Origin of the sequence: Rhodococcus sp. 05-2256-B1 (assembly GCF_002258465.1) — a bacterium.
GTDB lineage: Bacteria > Actinomycetota > Actinomycetes > Mycobacteriales > Mycobacteriaceae > Rhodococcoides > Rhodococcoides fascians.
Genome location: NZ_NOZA01000031.1, coordinates 335,843 through 355,577, shown reverse-complemented (window position 1 = coordinate 355,577; position 19,735 = coordinate 335,843). Strand labels below are relative to the sequence as shown.

Sequence of the window (19,735 nt, the reverse complement as noted above, 5' to 3'; positions counted from 1 at the left end):
GTCCGTCACTGTCGTTGCTCACCGCACTATCCTCGCATCCGAATGGTTCCACGAATGTCGATGCTCCTGACCTGCGATCCGGCGGGGCCGCAGTACGGGCGTCACAGCCGTAGGATCAACGTACGTACAGTAGGGCGAAACGGACATGCGGCGCACGCGAGGTGCGCCGTGACAGTCATCTGCGGCGCCATCGGCGTCGCCCGAAGTTGGAGTGTGGCACGTGGGCATGAGGCCCCCCACCGGTATGCCGTCGTTGTCGCGGCGAAGCCGGATCTTGCTCGTATTGGCCTTGGTAGTAGCAGCTTTGCTGCTCATCGGTCCGCGGTTGATCGATATCTACACGAACTGGTTGTGGTTCGGAGAAGTCGACTTCCGCGGCGTCTACACCACCACTCTGTTGACCCGGTTGGTGATCTTCCTCGTCGTCTCGGTCGTCGTCGGGCTCATCGTCTTCGGCGCGCTGGTCGTCGCGTATCGCAATCGCCCGGTGTTCGTTCCGGTGGCCGGACCCAACGATCCGATCGCTCGATACCGCACCACGGTGATGAGCCGATTGCGGTTGTTCGGCATCGGAATCCCGGTCGTGTTCGGTTTCCTGTCCGGCATGATCGCGCAGACGAACTGGGTCACCGTGCAGCTGTTCCTGCATGGCGGCGACTTCGGCCAGACCGACCCGCAGTTCGGCCTGGACGTCGGGTTCTACTCGTTCGATCTGCCGTTCTACCGCTTCATCCTGAACTGGCTGTTCGTTGCCATCCTGGTCGCATTCTTCGCAAATCTGGTGACGCAGTACGTCTTCGGCGGCATTCGTCTCGCCGGCCGAGAAGGAGCGCTCACCCGTGCGGCGCGGATTCAGCTCGCTGTGCTGGCCGGCACCTTCGTCCTGCTCAAGGCCATCGCCTACTGGTTCGACCGATACACGTTGTTGTCGAGCAGTCGTAAGGAGCCGACGTTCACCGGTGCCAGCTTCACCGACATCAATGCGGTGCTGCCGGCGAAGCTGATTCTGTTGGCCATCGCGGTCATCTGTGCTGTTGCCTTCTTTGCGGCCATCTTCCTTCGTGACCTCAGAATCCCCGCCTTGGCCACAGCCCTGTTGGTGTTGTCGTCGATCCTCATCGGTGCCGTCTGGCCGTTGGTGATGGAACAGTTCTCGGTTCGTCCGAACGCGGCCGACAAGGAGAGCACGTACATCGAGCGCAACATCGCGGCAACGAGGTCTGCGTACGGCTTGACCGATGACGTGGTCTCGTACCGCGACTATTCGGGTGAAGCGTCGTTGAGCCCGAGCGAAGTGGCATCGGAGTCGGCCACGATGTCGAACATCCGGTTGCTCGATCCGAACATCCTTGCGCCGACATTCACTCAGCAGCGTCAGATCCGTAACTTCTACGGATTCCCCGACACACTGGCCGTCGACCGCTACCCGGACGCGGACGGCAACCTCCGCGACTACGTCGTCGCCGCGCGTGAGATCTCACCGCAGACTCTCGACGCGAACCAGCGTGACTGGATCAACCGCCACACCGTGTTCACGCACGGAAACGGCTTCGTTGCTGCTCCTGCCAACTCCGTCGACGAGGCTGTCGCCGACGAGTCCAGCGGCGGGCGTGGTGGTTATCCCAACTACCAGGTGAACTGGATCGAGAACAACGCCGAGGGAACCGTGCGTAAGGACGGCCCAGGTGACCTCGATCAGCCGCGCATCTACTTCGGCCCGGTCATCGCGAATTCCGACGCCGACTACTCCATCGTCGGCTCGGCCGGCGAACCCCGTGAGTACGACACGGACAGCAAGAGCTACTCCTACACCGGTGCAGCGGGTGTCGACGTCGGCAACTTCTTCAACCGACTCGTGTTCGCGAGCAAGTACGCCGAGCGCAACATCCTGTTCTCGAGTGTGATCGGTGACGAATCGAAGATTCTGTTCAACCGTGATCCCCGGGACCGTGTGCAGAAGGTCGCGCCCTGGCTCACCACCGACGGTTCGACGTACCCGGCGATCGTCGACGGCAAGCTCGTCTGGATCATCGACGGCTACACAACGCTGGACAACTTCCCGTATGCCCAGCGGATGTCGCTCGAGGATGCCACTGCCGACAGCATCGAGTCGACGACGACGCGCGCACTGCCGAGCCGGGAAGTCTCGTACATCCGGAACTCGGTCAAGGCCACCGTCGACGCCTACGACGGCACTGTCAAGCTGTACGAGCAGGACGAGAACGACCCGGTGCTCAAGGCATGGGAAGGCGTGTTCCCCGGAACGGTCATCCCCAAGAGCGAGGTGTCTCCGGAATTGCGGGATCACTTCCGGTACCCGGAGGACCTGTTCAAGGTTCAGCGTGAACTGCTGACGAAATACCACGTCAACGATCCGCGAGAGTTCTTCACCAACAACGCGTTCTGGGAGGTTCCGACCGACCCGACCGCGGAGAACACTGCCGCCAAGCAGCCTCCGTACTACGTCGTCGCGTCCGATATCTCCAACGAGGAGAACCAGGCCTCGTTCCAGCTGACCAGTGCGCTGGTGGGGTATCGCCGAGAAGTGCTGGGCGCGTATGTCAGCGCGGATTCGGATCCGGAGAACTACGGCAAGATCACCGTGCTGAGGCTGCCGACCGATACGTCCACTCAGGGCCCGAATCAGGTACAGAACCAGATGACGACCACGACGGACGTCTCCGAAAGCCTCGGCATCGTGCGCCGGGAGAACACTGTCGAGTTCGGCAATCTTCTGACCCTGCCTGTGGGCAACGGCGGTCTGATCTATGTGGAGCCGGTGTACGCCTCGCGCACCAACGAGGCGTCGGCGTATCCGCAGTTGATCCGGGTGTTGGTCTCGTACGAGGGTCGTGTCGGTTACGCCGCCACGCTGCCCGAGGCCATCGAGCAGGTGTTCGGGGCCGGTGCCGGACGGACCGTCACGGCGCCGGGGGAGACCGACGGCAGTACCCAGCCGGGTGCCGTACCCGAGACGACCCCGTCCGAGGGCGGTTCGACGCCGGCGAATCCGGCTCCGTCCACCGGTGGGTCGACCACCAGGGACGCCGCTGTCACCGGGTTGAACGACGCACTCTCCGCCGTGCGGACTGCACAACAGAGCGGCAACCTGGCGCAGCTCGGCACCGCGCTGGAGAACCTGCAGAAGGCGGTCGACGCGTACAACGGGGCCGGTAGCTGATCGGCACTGTTCCACCGGGTTGACTGCAACGACAGAGCCGCCTCACCGAATCGGTGAGGCGGCTCTGTCGTTGTTCGCTACATCGGATGCGCTGGGCATCCACTGCGAGCGGAACGAGGCAGTTCTAGCGAACTGCCGGTGAATCAGCGTCCGATGGGCGCGAGCACTGGAGCGTTCGCAGCAGCGAAGTGCTGGAACTGAGTGCTCAGGCCGTACTGGTCGGCGAGCTTGGATGCTGCATCGAATGCGCCCTGAGCGGCCTGTGTAGCTGCTGCGACCTCGGGTGCGACGGCAGGCGCGGGGGCCGGTGCCGGTGCCGGTGTTGCCTGAGGAGCCGGTGCCGGTGCCGCTTCGGGCTCGGCTGCCGAGGTGCCGGTGGTCAGCTGCTGACCACAGACGGGCCATGCGCCCGGTCCCTGGCTCTGCAGGGTGTTCTCCGCGACGCGGATCTGCTCGGCCTTGGAGGCGTTGGCCGGGGATCCGGTTCCGCCGTTGGCCGTCCAGGTGCTCTGCGAGAACTGCAGGCCGCCGTAGTAGCCGTTTCCGGTGTTGATGCTCCAATTGCCACCGCTCTCGCACTGTGCGACGCCGTCCCAGTTGTGGGTGGCTGCGTTGGCGGTTCCGGCAGAAACGCCGAGCGGAATGGCGACGGCTGCGCCGGCGATGGCGGCCAATCCGAGTGCGCGCTTACCGAAGTTGTTCTGAGTGGTCATGCGGGGTGAATCCTCTCCGCGCTCGACTGGCGCGACTGGCCTGCGAATCGTTACGCCGGTGATGATGGCGATGACGACCAGGCACTTCGTATCGTCGCGGCTCTGCCCCCGTACGTATTGGGGACCACACCCGCGGGGCAGAGCGAAAGAAGCGGCGGGGTGGTGCAAGCCCAGCGGTTTAGGGCCGTCCGTGAAGGTAGTCGAGGATTCACTTACCGTCACTGAGCGGATATGGGATGCCACCCGTCCACATAGTGGGATTGAGCCCCCTGTTCGTGCAGCTCGAGCCGCATTGTGGCGGGAATGTTTCACCTTCGTGACCCGACCGTTATGTGACCCGAAACACGCAAGAAAAGAGACCCGGAGCACTATTTCGAGGGGCTGCGAACGTGCTGTTCGGGTCGGCTCGGCCGTGCGTCGAGCCTGATCGGCTCGACCGAGCACCCCGTGGTCACGTGATTTGCATTCGTCGTACACGCAGGGGTAACTTCGTAGATGCAACGCGGGGTGGAGCAGCTCGGTAGCTCGCTGGGCTCATAACCCAGAGGTCGCAGGTTCAAATCCTGTCCCCGCTACCACTCGAAAAGCCCGAGGCCATACGGTCTCGGGCTTTTTTGTGCTCTGATAGCCATCGTGCAATCACATTGGACTGCCCGATGCCAGTGCGAAGAGGGCGACCGAGGATGATCCTGCCCGCTGTTCGAGATCCCCGGCTCGTCACGGCCCGGCGCGGGGGACTGCTGTCCGACGACGATCATCGGGCCCTGGCGCTCTGGGCTGCTGCCTGTGCCGAACACGTGCTGCCCCTGTTCGAGAGCTCGGTTCCGTCGGACGCCAGACCGCGGGAAGCCATCGACGGGATCGGCGCGTGGGTACGTGGTGAGCTGCCGATGATGGAGACCCGCGCCCTCGGCGGACACGCTATGGGCGCAGCGCGTCCCCTTCGCGGAGCGGCTCGATTCGCCGCCTACGCCGCAGGCCAGGCCGCATGCGTGGCGCACGTGGCCGAACACGACCTCGGAGCAGCGGCATACGCCATCAAGGCAGTTCGAGCTGCGGCACCGTCGTCGAGCGCAACCGCCGCGGCGTATGCGGAAAATGAGTGGCAGAGGGAACAGCTGCCGGACAGCGTGCGGGCTCTGGTGTTGGAGGACCAGCACAGGAGAAACAGCATCTGCTGGTACGTGTTCGAGTAGATCTACAGAACCGTGACCGTGAAGGACTGGGTGTCGATCTCGATCGCCGTCGACGACCGGTTGCGCCGACTGGGCGCAGAGAACGCCGGCGCTTGCTTCAGTCCGAGACCTGCTCCCGTGCATCGTCACTGGTGACGATGTCATCGTCGTCGGTGGTCGCAGCATCCTCCGGCTCGTCTGCGGTGAGGTCGACGGTGTCCGCGCCCTCGAGAGCCGTCAGTTCCTGTTCCGCCTCTGCGATGAGGCCCTTGGCATTCTCTTCGACCTTCTTGATCCACTCGGCCATGACTGTCACCCTTCGCTCGATCGTCTACCACCGGTCTACCAGACTCGAGCCCTCTAGGATCATCGGTGTGCGAATGAAGACCCCACGACTGGTTCTCGACGAGCCTGCAGATGCGGATCTCGACGCGCTGTACGAGATCTGCAGTGATCCGCAGTCGTGGACACACTTTCCGGGCTTGCGGCACACCGATATCGGTACGACCGAACGTATGGTGCAGAACTGGACTGCGCAATGGCGTCGAGATGGATTGAGTACGTGGATCGTTCGTGAGCACGGCAGCGACATGATCAGCGGCTACGGCGGGTGTTCCATCCGACAGAATGCCTTCTGGAATCTCGGCTACCGTCTCCATCCCGACGCGCAAGGTAAGGGGTACGCCGCAGAGATGAGTCGAACCGCAGTCGAGTGCGCGTACCGAACTCGGCCCGAAATGCCGGTCGTGGCATATCTTCTCGAACACAACCTCTCCTCCGCTCGCGTGGCAGAGCGCGCCGGCCTGAAGCTGGTATCCCGTGGACCCGATATCGGCAACCCCGATCCCGAGGCCATCCGACTGGTGTACGCAGACCGACCGCTGACGGCCGATCAGGTGGATGCTGTGCTGTCCGCCTGATCCCGTGCGTCGGCAACCTCGGCCAGTCGTCTTCTCAGCAAACGCTTCTCCGGTGCCGTTCGCGCGAAATCCAGTGCTCTCCGGTAGTGCACGGCGGCCTCGTCCATCCGGCCCAGTCGGTGCAGCAGATCGGCTTTCGCCATCGCGAACGGGTGGTACCGGCGCAGGGCCGGCTCAGCGGCGATGGCGTCCAACAACTCGAGCCCGGCCTCGGGCCCTTCGGTCATTGCGACGCCGACGGCCCGGTTGAGCGCGACCACCGGTGATGGTGTGAGTGCCATCAACACGTCGTACAGAGCCACGATCTGAGGCCAGTCCGTGCTCGCGGCGTCAGCAGCCTCGTCGTGTAATGCCGAGATGGCGGCCTGAACGGAGTACGGGCCGGCCGGCCCGCGGGTCAGGGCCTCGCTCACGAGTTCCGTTCCCTCGGCGATGAACGCGGCATTCCATACGCGCCGGTCCTGATCGGCCAACAGCACGATCTCGCCGTGTTCGTCGATCCGGGCGCGGCGTCTGGCGTCGGTCAGCAACATCAGCGCCAGCAAGCCGGTCACCTCGGACGTGCCCGGCAGAGCCGCGTGCAGAACTCTGCCCATACCGATCGCTTCGTTCGAGAGATCGACGCGTCCGACTCCATCGCCGGATGTCGCCGAGTACCCCTCGGTGAAGATGGAGTAGACGACCTCGAGCACCATGGGCACTCTTTCCGCCAGCTCGTCCGGTCCCGGAACGCGAAACGGAATGCGACCCGTGCGAATCTTGTTCTTGGCCCGCACTATTCGCTGTGCAGCCGTGGCAGGAGGGATGAGCAGTGCGCGTGCCACCTCTGCTGTGGACAGACCCGCGAGACACCTCAGCGTCAGGGCGAGTCGGTCCTGGGCAGCAAGAGCCGGGTGGGAGCACGTCAAGAACAACTGGAGGCGATCGTCGGGCACACGATCGTCGAGCGCATTCGAGCCGGACGGGTTGTCGCGGTCCGAGTCGATCTGCAGTACGGCGATTTTCGCAGCCAGTGTCTCATCGCGTCGGAGGCGGTCGACTGCCTTGCGCCGGGCTGTGGTGAGCAACCAGGCCCCTGGCTTGGCCGGTATGCCATCGATCGGCCAATGCTTCAGAGCCGCCTCGATGGCATCCGACGTCACCTCCTCGGCGAGGTCGAGGTCACGGTAGCGCTGCACCAACGACGCGAGCAGCATCGAGCGCTCGGCACGGAAGACCGATCCGATCGTTCGACTGACCTCGACCTCGCTCACCGAACGATCCCGCGCGTCAGAATTCTGCGAGCGGGCGCACGACGACGGTGCCGCCGTCCTTGGAGCCGGGGCAGCGGGCCGCCCACTCGAGCGCGGCATCGAGGTCGGGAACGTCGATGACGTCGTAACCCCCGAGTACCTCGTGCGACTCGGCATACGGGCCGTCCGTGACGGTCCGTTCGCCCGTGTTCGGATCGACGCGTACCGCGGTAGCGGTGGTCAAGTCGGCCAGCGCGTGCCCGGCAACGTAGACCCCGGCCTCCTTCAGTTCCTTCTCGTACGTCATCCAGTCCTCCACACTGCTGCAGCCGGGTGCAGCACCGGGGGAGGTGTCGGCGTTGATCAACAGGATGTACTTCATGGTGCGCTCCCTCGTTCGGTACCTCGGTGTCGCGGCGCGATTCGCCGTACACGAAGACGACGATCGAGACATCACGATATCGACACCGACCCTCGGCATTTCTTCGAAGCGCACGAAAGCGGCACCGGACGCACAGTCCGGTGCCGCTTGTCGATCATGTGCCGAGTCGATGACGAGCCACTGCTTACTTCAGCTCGGCCGAGGACTTTCCGAGTACGCGACGGGCGACGATCAGCTGCTGGATCTGCTGCGTGCCCTCGAAGATGTCGAGAATCTTGGAGTCACGGCTCCACTTCTCGAGCAGCGGGCGCTCGGAGTAGCCGTAGGTACCGGCCAACTCGACTGCTTTGAGGGTGATGTCGACTGCGGAGCGTCCGGCCTTCGCCTTCGACATCGACGCCTGCAGCGAGTTGGGCTCCTTGTTGTCGGCCATCCATGCCGCGCGCAATGCGAGCAGGTGCGCGGCTTCCCAGTCTGCTTCGAGTCGCAGGAACTCTGCGGCCGCCGCGTGCTGGTTGTAGGCGGGAGTCTCGTACGAGATGTCGACTCCGGCCTCGACCAGGATCGACCGCAACTCTTCCAGTGCGGCACGGGCGACGCCGATTGCCATTCCAGCAACCAGAGGGCGAGTGTTGTCGAACGTCTGCATGACGCCCGCGAAGCCCTTTTCGACGTTGACCTCGGCGGTGCCGAGCAGGTTGTCTTTCGGGATGCGGCAATCCTCGAGCAGCAGGGCTGCGGTGTCGGACGCCTTGATGCCCAGCTTGTGCTCGAGGCGGGCAACCGACAGGCCCGGGGCGTCACGCGGGACGACGAACGACTTGATGGCTGCGCGGCCGAGAGACTTGTCGACCGTTGCCCACACCACGATGTGGGTGGAACGCTCACCGGCGGTGACGTAGATCTTCTCGCCGTTGAGCACCCACTCGTCGCCGTCGAGGACAGCGGTGGTGGTGACTGCCGCGGAGTCCGAGCCGAAGCTGGGCTCGGTGATGGCCATCGAAGCCCACACCTTGCCGAAGCGCTCGAGCTGCTCGTCGGTGGAGACCGCGGCGATAGCGGAGTTGCCGAGTCCCTGGTACGGGATCGACAGCGTGAGGCCGACGTCGCCCCAGCAGGTTTCGATGACGTTCACCAGAGCGGACATGTTGCCGCCGTTGGAGTTGGCGGTCTTGCTGGGCTTGGCCGACTCGCTGTCCTTCTCGCGGCCACCGGCCGCTCCGCCGATTTCGCCACCGGCGTCGGACATGCCTTCGACCATGGACGCCATGGTGTCGAGCTCCACCGGGTACTCGTGCTCGGCGAGGTCGTACTTGCGGGAGATGGGGCGGAAGATCTCGGCAGCGACCTGGTGAGCCTGATTCGCCTGCGCCCGAAGCTTCTTGGGAAGTTCAAGATTGATCATCGTGTGTGTCCTTGGGTGAGTGCCATGGAATTCGGGTCGGCGAGCTAGATGAGAACGATGCCTTCGGCGACGCCGACGGACCGTAGATCGCGGTACCAGCGCTCGACCGGGTGTTCCTTGGTGAAGCCGTGTCCACCGAGCAACTGCACACCGTCGGAGCCGATCTGCATTCCCTTCTCGGACGCCAGGCGGCGTGCGAGGGCCGATTCACGAGTGAACGACAGTCCCTGCTCGGCGCGAGACGCGCCACGCAGCGTGACCAACCGCATGCCGTCGAGCTCGATGGCGATGTTGGCGACCATGAAGGCCACGGCCTGGCGGTTACTGATCGGCTCGCCGAACGCAACGCGCTCGTTGACGTACGGAACGACGTAGTCGAGTACGGCCTGGCTCGTACCGACGGCCAAGGAGGCCCAGCCCAGACGGGCCAAACCGATGGCGGCGCTGTACTCGGCGGCGCGCTGGTCGGCGTCACCATCACCGAGCAGAGCCGACTCGGGCACTGCCACGTCGGTGAGGATCAGGCGACCCAGGCCCGCGGCGCGCAGACCCATGCTCGGATCCGCTTCGACGACGAGGCCCTTGGAGTCGGACTCGACGATGAAGAAAGTCGGGCGACCTTCGAGTTCCGCCGCGATGACGAACAGCTCCGAGCTGCCGGCCGCGGGTACGAGGCTCTTGACTCCGTTGAGCTTGTATCCGCTGGGCGAGCGCACCGCCTTGGTCTGCAGCGCGTACGGATCGAACAGTGCGCGGGGCTCGTTGACGACCACTGCTGCGTTCGGCACCTTCTCGCCGACGAATGCCGGAAGGTACGTCTTCTGCTGCGCATCCGTTCCCCACTGAGTGAGGGCGACAGCGACACCGCTGGGCGCGAGGATAGGCAGGGCCAGGCCCATATCGCCGTGGGCGAGAGCCTCGGCGACGAGGGAGTTGGTGACCGCACCGCGCTCGCTGGCGGCACCGTCGAGCTCCTCGGGGACGTTGATCAGCGTGATGCCGAGTTCGGCGGATCGGCGGACCAGGTCCTCGGGCGAGGAGGCGTTGTGATCGGCCTCGAAGGCGGCCGGCCGGAGGATCTCCTCGGCGAACTCCTTGACCGTTTCGACGATCATGCGCTGCTCGTCGTCGGGGGTCAGGTCGAAGTAGCTCAGGTTCTTCGCGGCACCGTCGTCGAGACGCTTGGGCTTGCCGCCTCCGGTGACCTTGGCGAACGTACGGTTGGCAGCGCCGAGAGTCTTGAAACCGGTTTTGGTGCTCTCGTACGTGACGCGGTCGATCGTCTGTCGGAGGTTGTACTTCTCCGCCAGTTCGGACCCGGTGATGGCCGTCAGAACGCGCATGGCGGTTCCGATCGCATCTCTCTTGAACGGGTTGAGGCCAACCGCAGAAGTATCGCGGGGCACCTTGGGGGCCTTCGCGTCGACCACACTGTCTTGCTTGCTCATGATCACCAGTTCCTCGGCGTCGGGCACGGACTTCACAGATCTTACTCCCGAGTAAGTTAGCTGTCTACTGTCGAGTAAGTACTGGTGGCGCACGACACCGTGGCGGGTCTTTCGTATCCTGCGTCGTACCGATGTGACAGGCTGTTTCCCGTGCATCCGATAGCTCAGGTCTTCGCCGCCCTCGCCGCGGTACTCCATGTCGCCATCTTCGTCATGGAAAGCGTGCTCTGGTCCAAGCCGGCCGTGTGGGCGAAGTTCGGTGTCGCCAGTCAGAACGACGCAGACATCACCAAACCGATGGCCTTCAATCAGGGGTTCTACAACCTGTTTCTCGGCATCGGCATCGTGGTCGGCCTCATCGTGGGCGGTTCGGCCGGCGACGCGATCGTCTACTTCGCATGCGCCAGCATCGTCGGCGCGGCTCTGGTGCTCGCCACCGGCGGAGCGAAGTACTTCCGGCCCGCGTTCGTGCAGGGAATCACTCCGCTCCTGGCCCTGGTTCTGGCCGCAGTCCTCTGACGCCTCGCTGTTCTCACCGTCCGTCTCCGGTGAGTGCCGACCGATTCACGCAGCGGGGGAGAGGCGGCCGAGGACGTCCTGGTGCAGCAGCCCGTTCGTGGCTACCGCGCTCCCGCCGTGCGGCCCGACGCGTCCATCGAGCGAGGTGAAGGTCCCGCCCGCCTCGCGCACCAGAACATCGAGTGCCGCCAGATCCCACAAGGAGACCTCCGGCTCGGCGGCGATGTCGAGGGCTCCTTCGGCGAGCAGGCAGTAGGAGAAGAAATCGCCGTAGGCGCGGACTCGCCACACGTCATCGGTCAGTCCGACGAAGCGGTCTCTGGTTCCGAGGTCGGCCCAGCCGGACAGGCTGGAGAAACTCAGACTGGACGCGGAAAGTGAATCGACTTTCGACACGTTGATTCGACGGGCGGCTTCGTCGCCGACGCTCGTCCACGATCCCAGCTGCTCGGCGGCCCACCATCGGCGATGCAGCGCCGGGGCGCTGACCACTCCGACTGCGGGGACGCCGTCCTCGAGCAGCGCGATCAGCGTTGCCCACACGGGTACGCCGCGCACGAAGTTCTTGGTGCCGTCGATCGGATCGACGACCCATTGGCGGCCGCTGAACGTAGCCGTGCCACCGAACTCCTCGCCGAGCAGAGCATCGTCGGGACGCTCCGAACCGAGCTCCGCCCGAATCATCGTTTCCACGGCCAGGTCTGCGTCGCTGACCGGTGTGAGATCCGGCTTCGAGTCCACCGTCAGGTCCATGGCGAGGAATCGTCCACGGGTGATGACGTCGGCTTCGTCGGCGAGCCGGAGGGCGAGATGCAGATCGGCAGAGTAGTCGGTCACCGCAGAAGACTATCGCCGCGCACGGGCCTGCTCGTACGCGGCAATACGGGTGGCCGGGCCTATCCGGTGACTTCGTTCAACTTTCCGGTGGCAACATCGAAGACGAACCCGCGAAGCGACTCGTGCTTCGTGACGAACGGGCTGAGCTCGATGCGCGCCAAGGACTGCCGAACGTCGCGGTTCAGATCGGGGAACGATTCGGCAGCCCAGTTGGGCTTCAGACCCGTCTCTTCCTGGAGGTCGTTCTTGAACTCGTCGTCGGTGAACGTGAGCATGCCGCAATCGGTGTGGTGGATCAGGATGATCTCCTTGGTGCCGAGCAGCCGCTGGCTGATGGCCAGCGAACGAATCTCGTCGTCGGTGATCACCCCACCCGCATTGCGGATCACGTGTGCTTCCCCGTCGGCCAGGCCGAGAATCCGGTAGACGTCGAGCCGGGCGTCCATGCACGCGACCACCGCGACGTGCTTCGACGGCGGCAGCGGTAGAGGGCCGTCGAACTGGGCGGCGTATGCCTTGTTGTTCTCGAGGTACTGGTCGGTGACGGTCATACGAGACTCCTGTGTCCATCGAATGTCGCTGGCATCGTGCGGCGGCAGTGATGTCGACGTGCGCATATGTCGACGCGTCGAAAGCTAACAGCGGACGATGTGCCCGAACAGGGTTCGAATCAGCACGGTTCGAACCCCTGGATGACCATGCGTCTTCGGGGGCGGTCGGGGACGGGTTCGTGTGCCGGTAACCTTGACTCTCGTGCATCCCGACGTTTCTGCAGACCTCGCCGAGCTCGACACCACTCTGTCCACAGTCGAGTCCGTTCTCGACGTCGAGGAGCTGCGGCGACGCATCGACGAGCTGGAACATCAGGCCGCCTCACCCGACCTGTGGAACGACCAGGAACACGCTCAGCAGGTGACCAGCCAGCTCTCCCATGCGCAGGCCGAACTGCGCCGCGTCGAGGAGCTCCGGCAGCGCCTCGAGGACATGCCGGTTCTGTACGAGTTGGCCGAGGGCGAAGAGGGCGAGGCCGCCGCGTCCGCCACCGCTGACGCCGACGCCGAACGCGCCTCGCTCCGAGAGGACATCGCTGCCATGGAAGTTCGAACGCTGCTGTCCGGTGAGTACGACGCCCGCGACGCCCTCGTGAACATTCGCTCCGGTGCCGGCGGAATCGACGCCGCCGACTGGGCGGAAATGCTCATGCGCATGTACATCCGCTGGGCCGAGAAGCACGGGTACGGCGTCGAGGTCTACGACACGTCCTACGCCGAAGAAGCCGGAATCAAGAGCGCGACGTTCGCCGTCAAGGCCCCGTACACCTACGGAACGCTGTCGGTCGAGCAAGGCACGCACCGGCTCGTCCGGATCAGCCCGTTCGACAACCAGGGTCGACGCCAGACGTCGTTCGCCGAGGTCGAGGTGCTTCCGGTCGTCGAGACCACCGACCACATCGAAATCCCCGAGAACGACATTCGGGTCGACGTCTATCGCTCGTCCGGGCCAGGTGGGCAGTCGGTCAACACCACCGACTCCGCCGTCCGGTTGACGCATATTCCGACCGGAATCGTCGTGACCTGCCAGAACGAGAAGTCGCAGCTGCAGAACAAGGTGTCGGCCATGCGCGTGCTGCAGGCCAAGCTGCTCGAGGTCAAGCGCAAGGAAGAGCGGGCCGAGATGGACGCGCTCAAGGGTGACGGCGGCAGCTCCTGGGGTAATCAGATGCGCTCGTACGTGCTGCACCCGTACCAGATGGTCAAAGATTTGCGTACCGAGTACGAGGTCAACAATCCGTCTACTGTTCTCGATGGAGACATCGACGGCTTCCTGGAATCGGGAATTCGCTGGCGAATGCGAGGGGAGCAGTAACCGATGACGGCCTGGCTCAACGTGACGCCCGAGGTCAAGCTCAACGGCCTCGGAATCGTGCTGTACATCCTCGGCGGGCTACTGGCCGCGCGGTTCGTCACGTGGACCGGATCTCGAATCACTGCCCGCATCGACCAGAACTACCAGCACAGCGACGCGCTCGTCCGGTCGGAAGCCGCCAAACACCGTCATGCTCTGGCTCAGGTCATCACCTGGGTGCTGGTCACGCTCATCTACATCCTGGTCACCATCGAGGTGCTGCGCCGGTTCGGCTTCGGGGTCGGTGGACTCGTGGCACCCGCGACTGTCATCGGTGCAGCCCTCGGCTTCGGTGCTCAGCGCGTGGTGCAAGACATCCTGGCCGGCTTCTTCATCATCACCGAACGGCAGTACGGCTTCGGTGACGTGGTGCAGATCGCCGTCAACGGCTCCGCCGAGGATGCCGAGGGCACCGTCGAGGACGTCACGCTCCGAGTGACGCGGGTCCGTAGCGTCGACGGCGAGGTCATCACCGTGCCGAACGGGCAGATCGTCAAGGCGATCAACCTGTCCAAGGATTGGGCTCGCGCCGTCGTCGACGTTCCTGTCCCCAGTACCGCCGATCTGACTCAGGTGAATGCGCTTCTGCGTGCGGTCGGCCGCGATGCGTTCGCAGATTCACACTTGCGTCCGCTCCTACTCGACGAACCGACCGTGATGGGCGTGGAGAGCATCGAGGTGGGGCAGGTCAACGTGCGCTTGGTCGCGCGGACGCTGCCGGGCAAGCAATTCCAGGTGGGACGAGAGCTGCGTGTGAGAGTCGCCGCTGCGCTGCAGCCCGAGGGCATCAACGTTGCCCCCGACGTCAGCACGGCCGGGGTTGCACCGGAATCATCGGGACGAGATCGAACGGAAGACCAGTGAGTACACCCGATACCGGAACCGAACGCTCGCAACGAAATTGGCGGCAGTGGCGCATTCCGGCCAAGATCTACGGCCGCGTCCGAACCTCCACCGTGGCGTTCGGAATTTGCTTCGTGCTCACCGCTCTGCTGTACGGGCAGGTCAGCGCAGATATCGCCGAGAGGAACGGGGAAGCGGTTCAGGGGCCGGTTGCGGTGAGCCCGGACGAGCTCACGCAACCGAGCGAATCGCAGACGTACGTACCGACCCCCTCACGTCTGTCGACCACCACCACACCCAGCACGACCACCGACCCGGAGTCGTCGACGAGCGCCGACGACACCGGTACCCAGTCGACGACGACCACCGCCCCGCCGACCACGACGACTGCCCCGTTCGGCGTGCCCATCCCGCCGGCGATTCAGTCGCTCATCCCGTCCCGGCCTGCACCGACGTCGTCGCGCTGACGCACTCTTTACCGGCTCTCGGGACTCGCCGCGGCACCCGCTCGCTTCCGGCGGTTACCGGCGGGTAAGGACTACACTGGCGACCCGTGATCAGCACCTCGAATGTGTCCAAGTCCTACAAGACCTCGACCAGGCCCGCTCTGGACAAGGTGACGGTCTCCATCGACAAAGGCGAGTTCGTGTTTCTGATCGGGCCCTCGGGTTCGGGCAAGTCGACATTCATGCGCTTGCTGCTCAAGGAAGAGACGCCGACGTCCGGCGATATCCATGTAGCGGATTTCCACGTCAACCGGCTCGCTGCTCGTCGCGTCCCGCGGCTACGACAGAGCATGGGGTGCGTGTTCCAGGACTTCCGACTGCTGCAGCAGAAGACCGTGGTGGAAAACGTCGCGTTCGCGCTCGAGGTGATCGGCAAGCCTCGATCGATGATCAAGCGCACTGTTCCCGAGGTGCTGGATCTGGTGGGACTCGGCGGCAAGTCCGACCGTCTGCCCAACGAGTTGTCCGGTGGTGAGCAGCAGCGTGTGGCGATCGCCAGGGCGTTCGTCAATCGGCCGCTGGTGTTGCTCGCCGACGAGCCGACCGGAAACCTCGATCCGGACACCAGTCAGGACATCATGCTGCTGCTCGAGCGCATCAATCGCACCGGAACCACCGTGCTGATGGCGACCCACGACAACCACATCGTCGATTCCATGCGTCGACGCGTCGTGGAACTGGACAACGGACGAGTCGTTCGTGACGAGGCCCGAGGGGTCTACGGCGTCGGCCGCTGACACCGACCACCCAACTCGACCGCTCAGACTTCTCGACCGAACGAATCGAAGGGCTCGGATTCCGCGATGCGCGCAAGTTTCATCTTCAGTGAGGTCTTCACCGGGCTTCGCCGCAACATCACCATGACGATCGCCATGATCTTGACGACCGCTATTTCCCTCGGTCTGTTCGGCGGCGGATTGCTCGTGGTGCAGATGGCAGGAAAGACCCAGCAGATCTTCCTCGACCGGGTGGAGGTGCAGATCTTCCTCACCGACGACATCTCTGCCACCGACGCAGATTGTGCCCAGGAGACGTGCGCTACGTTGCGCTCGGATCTCGAGAACACACCCTCCGTGGTCTCGGTGCAGTACCTCAACCGCGAGGACGCGGTGAAGGACGCGACCGAGCGAGTGTTCAAGGACCAACCCGAACTGGCCGAGTTGGTCAGTGCCGACAGTTTCCCGGCCTCGTTCAAGGTGCGTCTGAGCGACCCGGAGCGATTCGGAGTGATCAACGACAACTTCGAGAACCGTCCGGGCGTGCAGAGCGTGCTCAACCAGCGAGACCTGGTGGAGCGGTTGTTCAGCGTCCTCAACGGAGTACGCAACGCAGCGTTCGCGATTGCCACCGTGCAGGCGATCGCTGCGATCCTCCTGATCGCCAACATGGTCCAGATCGCCGCGTTCACCAGACGAACCGAGGTCGGAATCATGCGGCTGGTCGGCGCCACCCGGTGGTACACCCAGCTGCCGTTCCTCCTCGAAGCCGTGGTCGCAGCTCTGGTCGGTTCGGCCCTGGCGATTGCCGGGCTGTTCACCGCGAAGAACATGTTCATCGACGACGTCCTCTCCGACGTGTATCAGGCCAATATTCTGGCCCGGATATCGAACAGTGACGTGCTGTTGGTCTCACCGTTCCTGGCACTCGTCGGAGTGGGAATGGCGGCGGTCACCGCCTACATCACATTGCGCCTCTACGTGCGCGAATAAATTCGGTTGCCGATCGGTTCTATGCTGGAGCGGTTGCCGATGAGGCGGCGTCACGCATCGAACGCTCGAGAAAGGGCCCTGCAGTGAGAGAGAAGGGCCGCAAGGCCATTGCGACCAATCGCAAGGCACGGCACAACTACTCCATACTCGACGTCGTCGAGGCCGGAGTCGCGCTCGTCGGCACCGAGGTCAAGAGCCTGCGCGACGGCAAGGCCTCCCTCGTCGACGCCTTCGCGACCGTCGACGACGGCGAGATCTGGCTGCGCGGGCTGCACATCGCGGAATACACACTCGGAAGCTGGACCAACCACGCGCCGCGTCGAAACCGCAAACTTCTTCTCCATCGTCGCGAGATCGACCGCCTGGCCGGCAAGGTCAAAGAGGGAAACCTGACGTTGGTGCCGCTGTCGATGTACTTCTCGGACGGCAAGGTCAAGGTCGAACTGGCGTTGGCCAAAGGCAAGCAGGATTACGACAAGAGACAGTCGTTAGCCAAGCGCACCGCCGAACGCGAAGTCACTCGTGAGCTCGGGCGTCGAGTGAAGGGCATGCGCTGACCGCTGTCCTGCTCGCTCTGGTAGCTGCCGTGGGCTACGGGGTGAGCGATTTCGTCGGCGGTGTCGCGTCCCGTCGAGTCGCAGCCCTGCGGGTGGTCATCGTGTCCTACCCGCTGTCACTCGTCATCGTGCTGCTCGTCGCCCCGTTCGTCGGCGGCACCATCGAACTCCCCGCGATGCTGTGGGGCCTGGCGTCGGGTGTAGCGGGCGGCGTCGCCGTGTGGTGGTTCTATCTCGCGCTCGCGGCCGGGCCGATGGCTGTGGTGTCCCCGGTGACGGCAGTGCTGGTCGCCGGAATCCCCGTTCTGGTCGGGTTGTCGATGGGTGAGCGTCCCGGCGTCATCGCCTTCGTGGGCATCGCCGTTGCCCTGGTGGCCGTCGTGCTGGTCAGCAGGGAGTCACCGGACGAGGTGACCGGCGAGGTCGCGGGCGGCCGCGACATGAAGTTCACCCGCACCGTGGCCTGGCTGACGGTCGGGTCGGGTGTGACGTTCGCCTTCGCCTTCATCTTCCTGCATCAGATCGGTGACGGCAGTGGGCTGTGGCCCCTCGCGGCGTCCCGCGCATCGGCCACCGCGGTGGTCTGGGCAGTCGCGTTGGCGTCGGGGCATTTCGTACCGCCCCACGGCAGCGTGCTGAAACTTGCCGCGTTCGTCAGCGTGCTCGACGTGGTCGCCAACGCCGCGATGATCTACGCGTACGAGGGCGGTCTGCTGTCGTTGGTTAGCGTCATCGCCTCGCTGTATCCGGCTGCGACGGTGTTGCTGGCGATGGTGATGCTCGGCGAACGGGTCGGCGCACTGCACAAGGTGGGAATGGCGTTGGCGCTCGGGGCAATCGCGATGATCGCGCTCGCGGGTTGAACTTGCCCGCGCACGGGTAATGAACCCGTTTATGACTGCTTCCGGTTCTACCTCCGATGTCCCCACATCCGAGAACGCGTCGTCTCGGCCGCGTGTGCTGGTCACCGGTGCCACGGGATACCTGGGCGGTCGTCTGGCACCGCGCCTGCTCGACGAGGGTTACCGAGTTCGCGTGTTGGCTCGGACCCCGAGCAAGCTCGACAACGTTCCGTGGGCGGCGGACGTCGAGATCGTCCAGGGTGACCTGAGTGATCGGGAGTCACTGAAGGAGGCGCTCAGCGACGTCGACGTCATGTACTACCTGGTGCACTCGATGGGCACCGCGGGCCATTCCGATTTTGCCGACACCGAACGCGACAGCGCCGAGAACGTAGCCACCGTCGCAGCGGATTGCGGCGTCGGTCGCATCGTGTACCTCGGGGGCCTGCATCCGCCGACGGGTGAGCTGTCGCCACACCTGAAGTCACGCGCCGAGGTCGGTCGTATTCTGATCGAGTCGGGTGTCCCGACGATCGTGCTGCAGGCGGGCGTCGTCATCGGGTCCGGTTCGGCCTCGTTCGAGATGATTCGCCACCTGACCAATCGGTTGCCGGTGATGACCACCCCACGGTGGGTACACAACCGTATTCAGCCGATTGCCGTACGCGACGTGCTGCACTATCTCATCGGGGCCGCGAGTGCTCCGGTCACCGAATCCCGCACGTACGACATCGGCGGGCCGGACGTCATGCAGTACGGCGAGATGATGAACATCTACGCCGACGTGGCCGGTCTGCGCCAGCGTCGCATCATCGTGCTGCCGGTGTTGACGCCTCGCCTGGCCGGTCACTGGATCGGGTTGGTGACGCCGATTCCGCGCGGATTGGCGATGCCGCTCATCGAATCGTTGCAGTACGACGCCGTCGGTCACGAAATGGATATCGACGCCGTCGTTCCACGTCCGGCCGAAGGCTTGACGGGCTACCGAGATTCGGTGCGGCTGGCTCTACGCAAGATCGACGACGGCGAAGTCGAGACACGGTGGACCGACGCCACCGGAACTGCGGCCCCGTCGGATCCGCTTCCCTCCGACCCTGATTGGGCTGGAGAGGTCGTCTACACCGATACCCGGGTGGCCCGAAGCGGCGCGCGTTCGAGCACCATTCGGCCCGCGCTCGAACGATTGGCCGACGCCGAGGTGCTTGCCGGTTGGCACCGTGACGCCACGGGGCCGGATGCGTCCGCCTCGGGAACCGAACACACCACCCGGCTGAAGTCGTCGCGACGGCTGCCAGGAGAGGCGTGGTTGGATCTCACGGTCGGTGGCACCGCCAAGCAGCCGACGATCGAACAGCGACTCGTGTTCTTTCCTCGCGGATTGGCCGGGCGAGCCGTGTGGTACGCGTCGTTGCCCGTACGCAGGGCCGTTGCTCGTCGAATGCTGCGGACAGTAGTGGATCGAGTCGAGTCCGACGCCGGTGCAGCCGCGGCGCAGGGACCTGCCGGCCGTTAACGGGATGAATATGGCCGATCGACGCGTTACACTGAACAGCCCGGACAC

General features: G+C 64.4%; 20 protein-coding genes and 1 tRNA gene. 13 read left to right on the top strand and 8 right to left on the bottom strand.

Translation table 11 applies throughout. The annotated features are described in order from the left end of the window. Positions 1-220: 220 nt before the first annotated feature. The gene (locus CH285_RS21700; RefSeq protein ID WP_176458532.1) at positions 221-3,181 is read left to right on the top strand and encodes a UPF0182 family protein; all 2,961 of its coding nucleotides are present in this window, start codon (positions 221-223) and stop codon (positions 3,179-3,181) included. Between the two features lie 143 nt (positions 3,182-3,324). Here the strand turns inward: CH285_RS21700 and CH285_RS21695 are convergent, their stop codons facing one another. Then, entirely contained in the window at positions 3,325-3,894 is a 570-nt protein-coding gene (locus CH285_RS21695) for a transglycosylase family protein (RefSeq protein ID WP_094643059.1), read from the bottom strand. Between the two features lie 501 nt (positions 3,895-4,395). Between CH285_RS21695 and CH285_RS21690 the strand changes: the two genes are divergently transcribed. Continuing rightward, positions 4,396-4,472: transfer RNA gene (locus tag CH285_RS21690), tRNA-Met, on the top strand. A gap of 105 nt (positions 4,473-4,577) precedes the next feature. After that, complete coding sequence (locus tag CH285_RS21685; protein ID WP_032391566.1) at positions 4,578-5,090, top strand: putative immunity protein; 513 nt, start codon at positions 4,578-4,580, stop codon at positions 5,088-5,090. A 97-nt stretch (positions 5,091-5,187) separates the two neighbouring features. Here CH285_RS21685 and CH285_RS21680 read toward each other — a convergent pair whose 3' ends face one another. After that, on the bottom strand, positions 5,188-5,376 hold the full coding sequence (locus tag CH285_RS21680) for a hypothetical protein (RefSeq protein ID WP_032366331.1): 189 nt from the start codon (positions 5,374-5,376) through the stop codon (positions 5,188-5,190). A gap of 73 nt (positions 5,377-5,449) precedes the next feature. On the opposite strand from CH285_RS21680, the gene CH285_RS21675 reads away from it, so the two are divergent. Further along, positions 5,450-5,989 carry a GNAT family N-acetyltransferase gene (locus tag CH285_RS21675; protein WP_032366563.1) on the top strand — a complete coding sequence of 180 codons (540 nt, stop codon included), beginning with the start codon at positions 5,450-5,452 and terminating at the stop codon, positions 5,987-5,989. Here CH285_RS21675 and CH285_RS21670 read toward each other — a convergent pair. The 4 genes from CH285_RS21670 to CH285_RS21655 form a co-directional block, all read right to left on the bottom strand. Beyond that, positions 5,962-7,242 (bottom strand): RNA polymerase sigma factor, encoded by a 1,281-nt coding sequence (locus tag CH285_RS21670; protein WP_032370733.1) that lies wholly within the window; start codon positions 7,240-7,242, stop codon positions 5,962-5,964. The two genes, CH285_RS21675 and CH285_RS21670, sit on opposite strands and share 28 nt — an antisense overlap. A gap of 16 nt (positions 7,243-7,258) precedes the next feature. Continuing rightward, positions 7,259-7,603 carry a YciI family protein gene (locus tag CH285_RS21665; RefSeq protein WP_032370934.1) on the bottom strand — a complete coding sequence of 115 codons (345 nt, stop codon included), beginning with the start codon at positions 7,601-7,603 and terminating at the stop codon, positions 7,259-7,261. Between the two features lie 184 nt (positions 7,604-7,787). Beyond that, entirely contained in the window at positions 7,788-9,008 is a 1,221-nt protein-coding gene (locus CH285_RS21660; RefSeq protein WP_094643058.1) for an acyl-CoA dehydrogenase family protein, read from the bottom strand. A gap of 44 nt (positions 9,009-9,052) precedes the next feature. Continuing rightward, a complete protein-coding gene (locus CH285_RS21655; RefSeq protein ID WP_032366564.1) occupies positions 9,053-10,462 on the bottom strand; it encodes an acyl-CoA dehydrogenase family protein in 1,410 nt (469 codons plus the stop codon). A gap of 144 nt (positions 10,463-10,606) precedes the next feature. Here CH285_RS21655 and CH285_RS21650 point away from each other — a divergent pair, with 144 nt between their 5' ends. Further along, entirely contained in the window at positions 10,607-10,975 is a 369-nt protein-coding gene (locus tag CH285_RS21650; protein ID WP_027496568.1) for a DUF1304 domain-containing protein, read from the top strand. A gap of 45 nt (positions 10,976-11,020) precedes the next feature. Here the strand turns inward: CH285_RS21650 and hisN are convergent, their stop codons facing one another. Together hisN and CH285_RS21640 are read right to left on the bottom strand one after the other, a co-directional pair. Continuing rightward, positions 11,021-11,812, bottom strand: a complete 792-nt coding sequence (gene hisN / locus CH285_RS21645) for a histidinol-phosphatase (protein ID WP_032372675.1) — start codon at positions 11,810-11,812, stop codon at positions 11,021-11,023. A gap of 59 nt (positions 11,813-11,871) precedes the next feature. Beyond that, positions 11,872-12,363: a beta-class carbonic anhydrase gene (locus CH285_RS21640; protein WP_027496570.1), complete on the bottom strand. Its 492-nt coding sequence runs from the start codon at positions 12,361-12,363 to the stop codon at positions 11,872-11,874. Between the two features lie 202 nt (positions 12,364-12,565). On the opposite strand from CH285_RS21640, the gene prfB reads away from it, so the two are divergent. From prfB to CH285_RS21600, 8 genes are all read left to right on the top strand, one after another. After that, complete coding sequence (prfB, locus tag CH285_RS21635) at positions 12,566-13,678, top strand: peptide chain release factor 2 (protein WP_027496571.1); 1,113 nt, start codon at positions 12,566-12,568, stop codon at positions 13,676-13,678. A 3-nt stretch (positions 13,679-13,681) separates the two neighbouring features. After that, on the top strand, positions 13,682-14,581 hold the full coding sequence (locus tag CH285_RS21630; protein ID WP_027496572.1) for a mechanosensitive ion channel family protein: 900 nt from the start codon (positions 13,682-13,684) through the stop codon (positions 14,579-14,581). After that, on the top strand, positions 14,578-15,027 hold the full coding sequence (locus CH285_RS21625) for a hypothetical protein (RefSeq protein WP_027496573.1): 450 nt from the start codon (positions 14,578-14,580) through the stop codon (positions 15,025-15,027). Before CH285_RS21630 ends, CH285_RS21625 begins: the two co-directional genes overlap by 4 nt. An 86-nt stretch (positions 15,028-15,113) precedes the next feature. Beyond that, on the top strand, positions 15,114-15,803 hold the full coding sequence (gene ftsE, locus CH285_RS21620) for a cell division ATP-binding protein FtsE (protein ID WP_027496574.1): 690 nt from the start codon (positions 15,114-15,116) through the stop codon (positions 15,801-15,803). 66 nt (positions 15,804-15,869) lie between these two features. Beyond that, the gene (gene ftsX / locus CH285_RS21615; RefSeq protein WP_032366335.1) at positions 15,870-16,775 is read left to right on the top strand and encodes a permease-like cell division protein FtsX; all 906 of its coding nucleotides are present in this window, start codon (positions 15,870-15,872) and stop codon (positions 16,773-16,775) included. 83 nt (positions 16,776-16,858) lie between these two features. Continuing rightward, positions 16,859-17,332, top strand: coding sequence for an SsrA-binding protein SmpB (gene smpB, locus CH285_RS21610; RefSeq protein ID WP_027496576.1), 474 nt, complete (start codon positions 16,859-16,861; stop codon positions 17,330-17,332). 8 nt (positions 17,333-17,340) lie between these two features. Further along, entirely contained in the window at positions 17,341-18,195 is an 855-nt protein-coding gene (locus CH285_RS21605) for a DMT family transporter (protein WP_094643057.1), read from the top strand. 31 nt (positions 18,196-18,226) lie between these two features. Next, a complete protein-coding gene (locus tag CH285_RS21600; RefSeq protein WP_255032403.1) occupies positions 18,227-19,687 on the top strand; it encodes an SDR family NAD(P)-dependent oxidoreductase in 1,461 nt (486 codons plus the stop codon). Positions 19,688-19,735 lie beyond the last annotated feature (48 nt).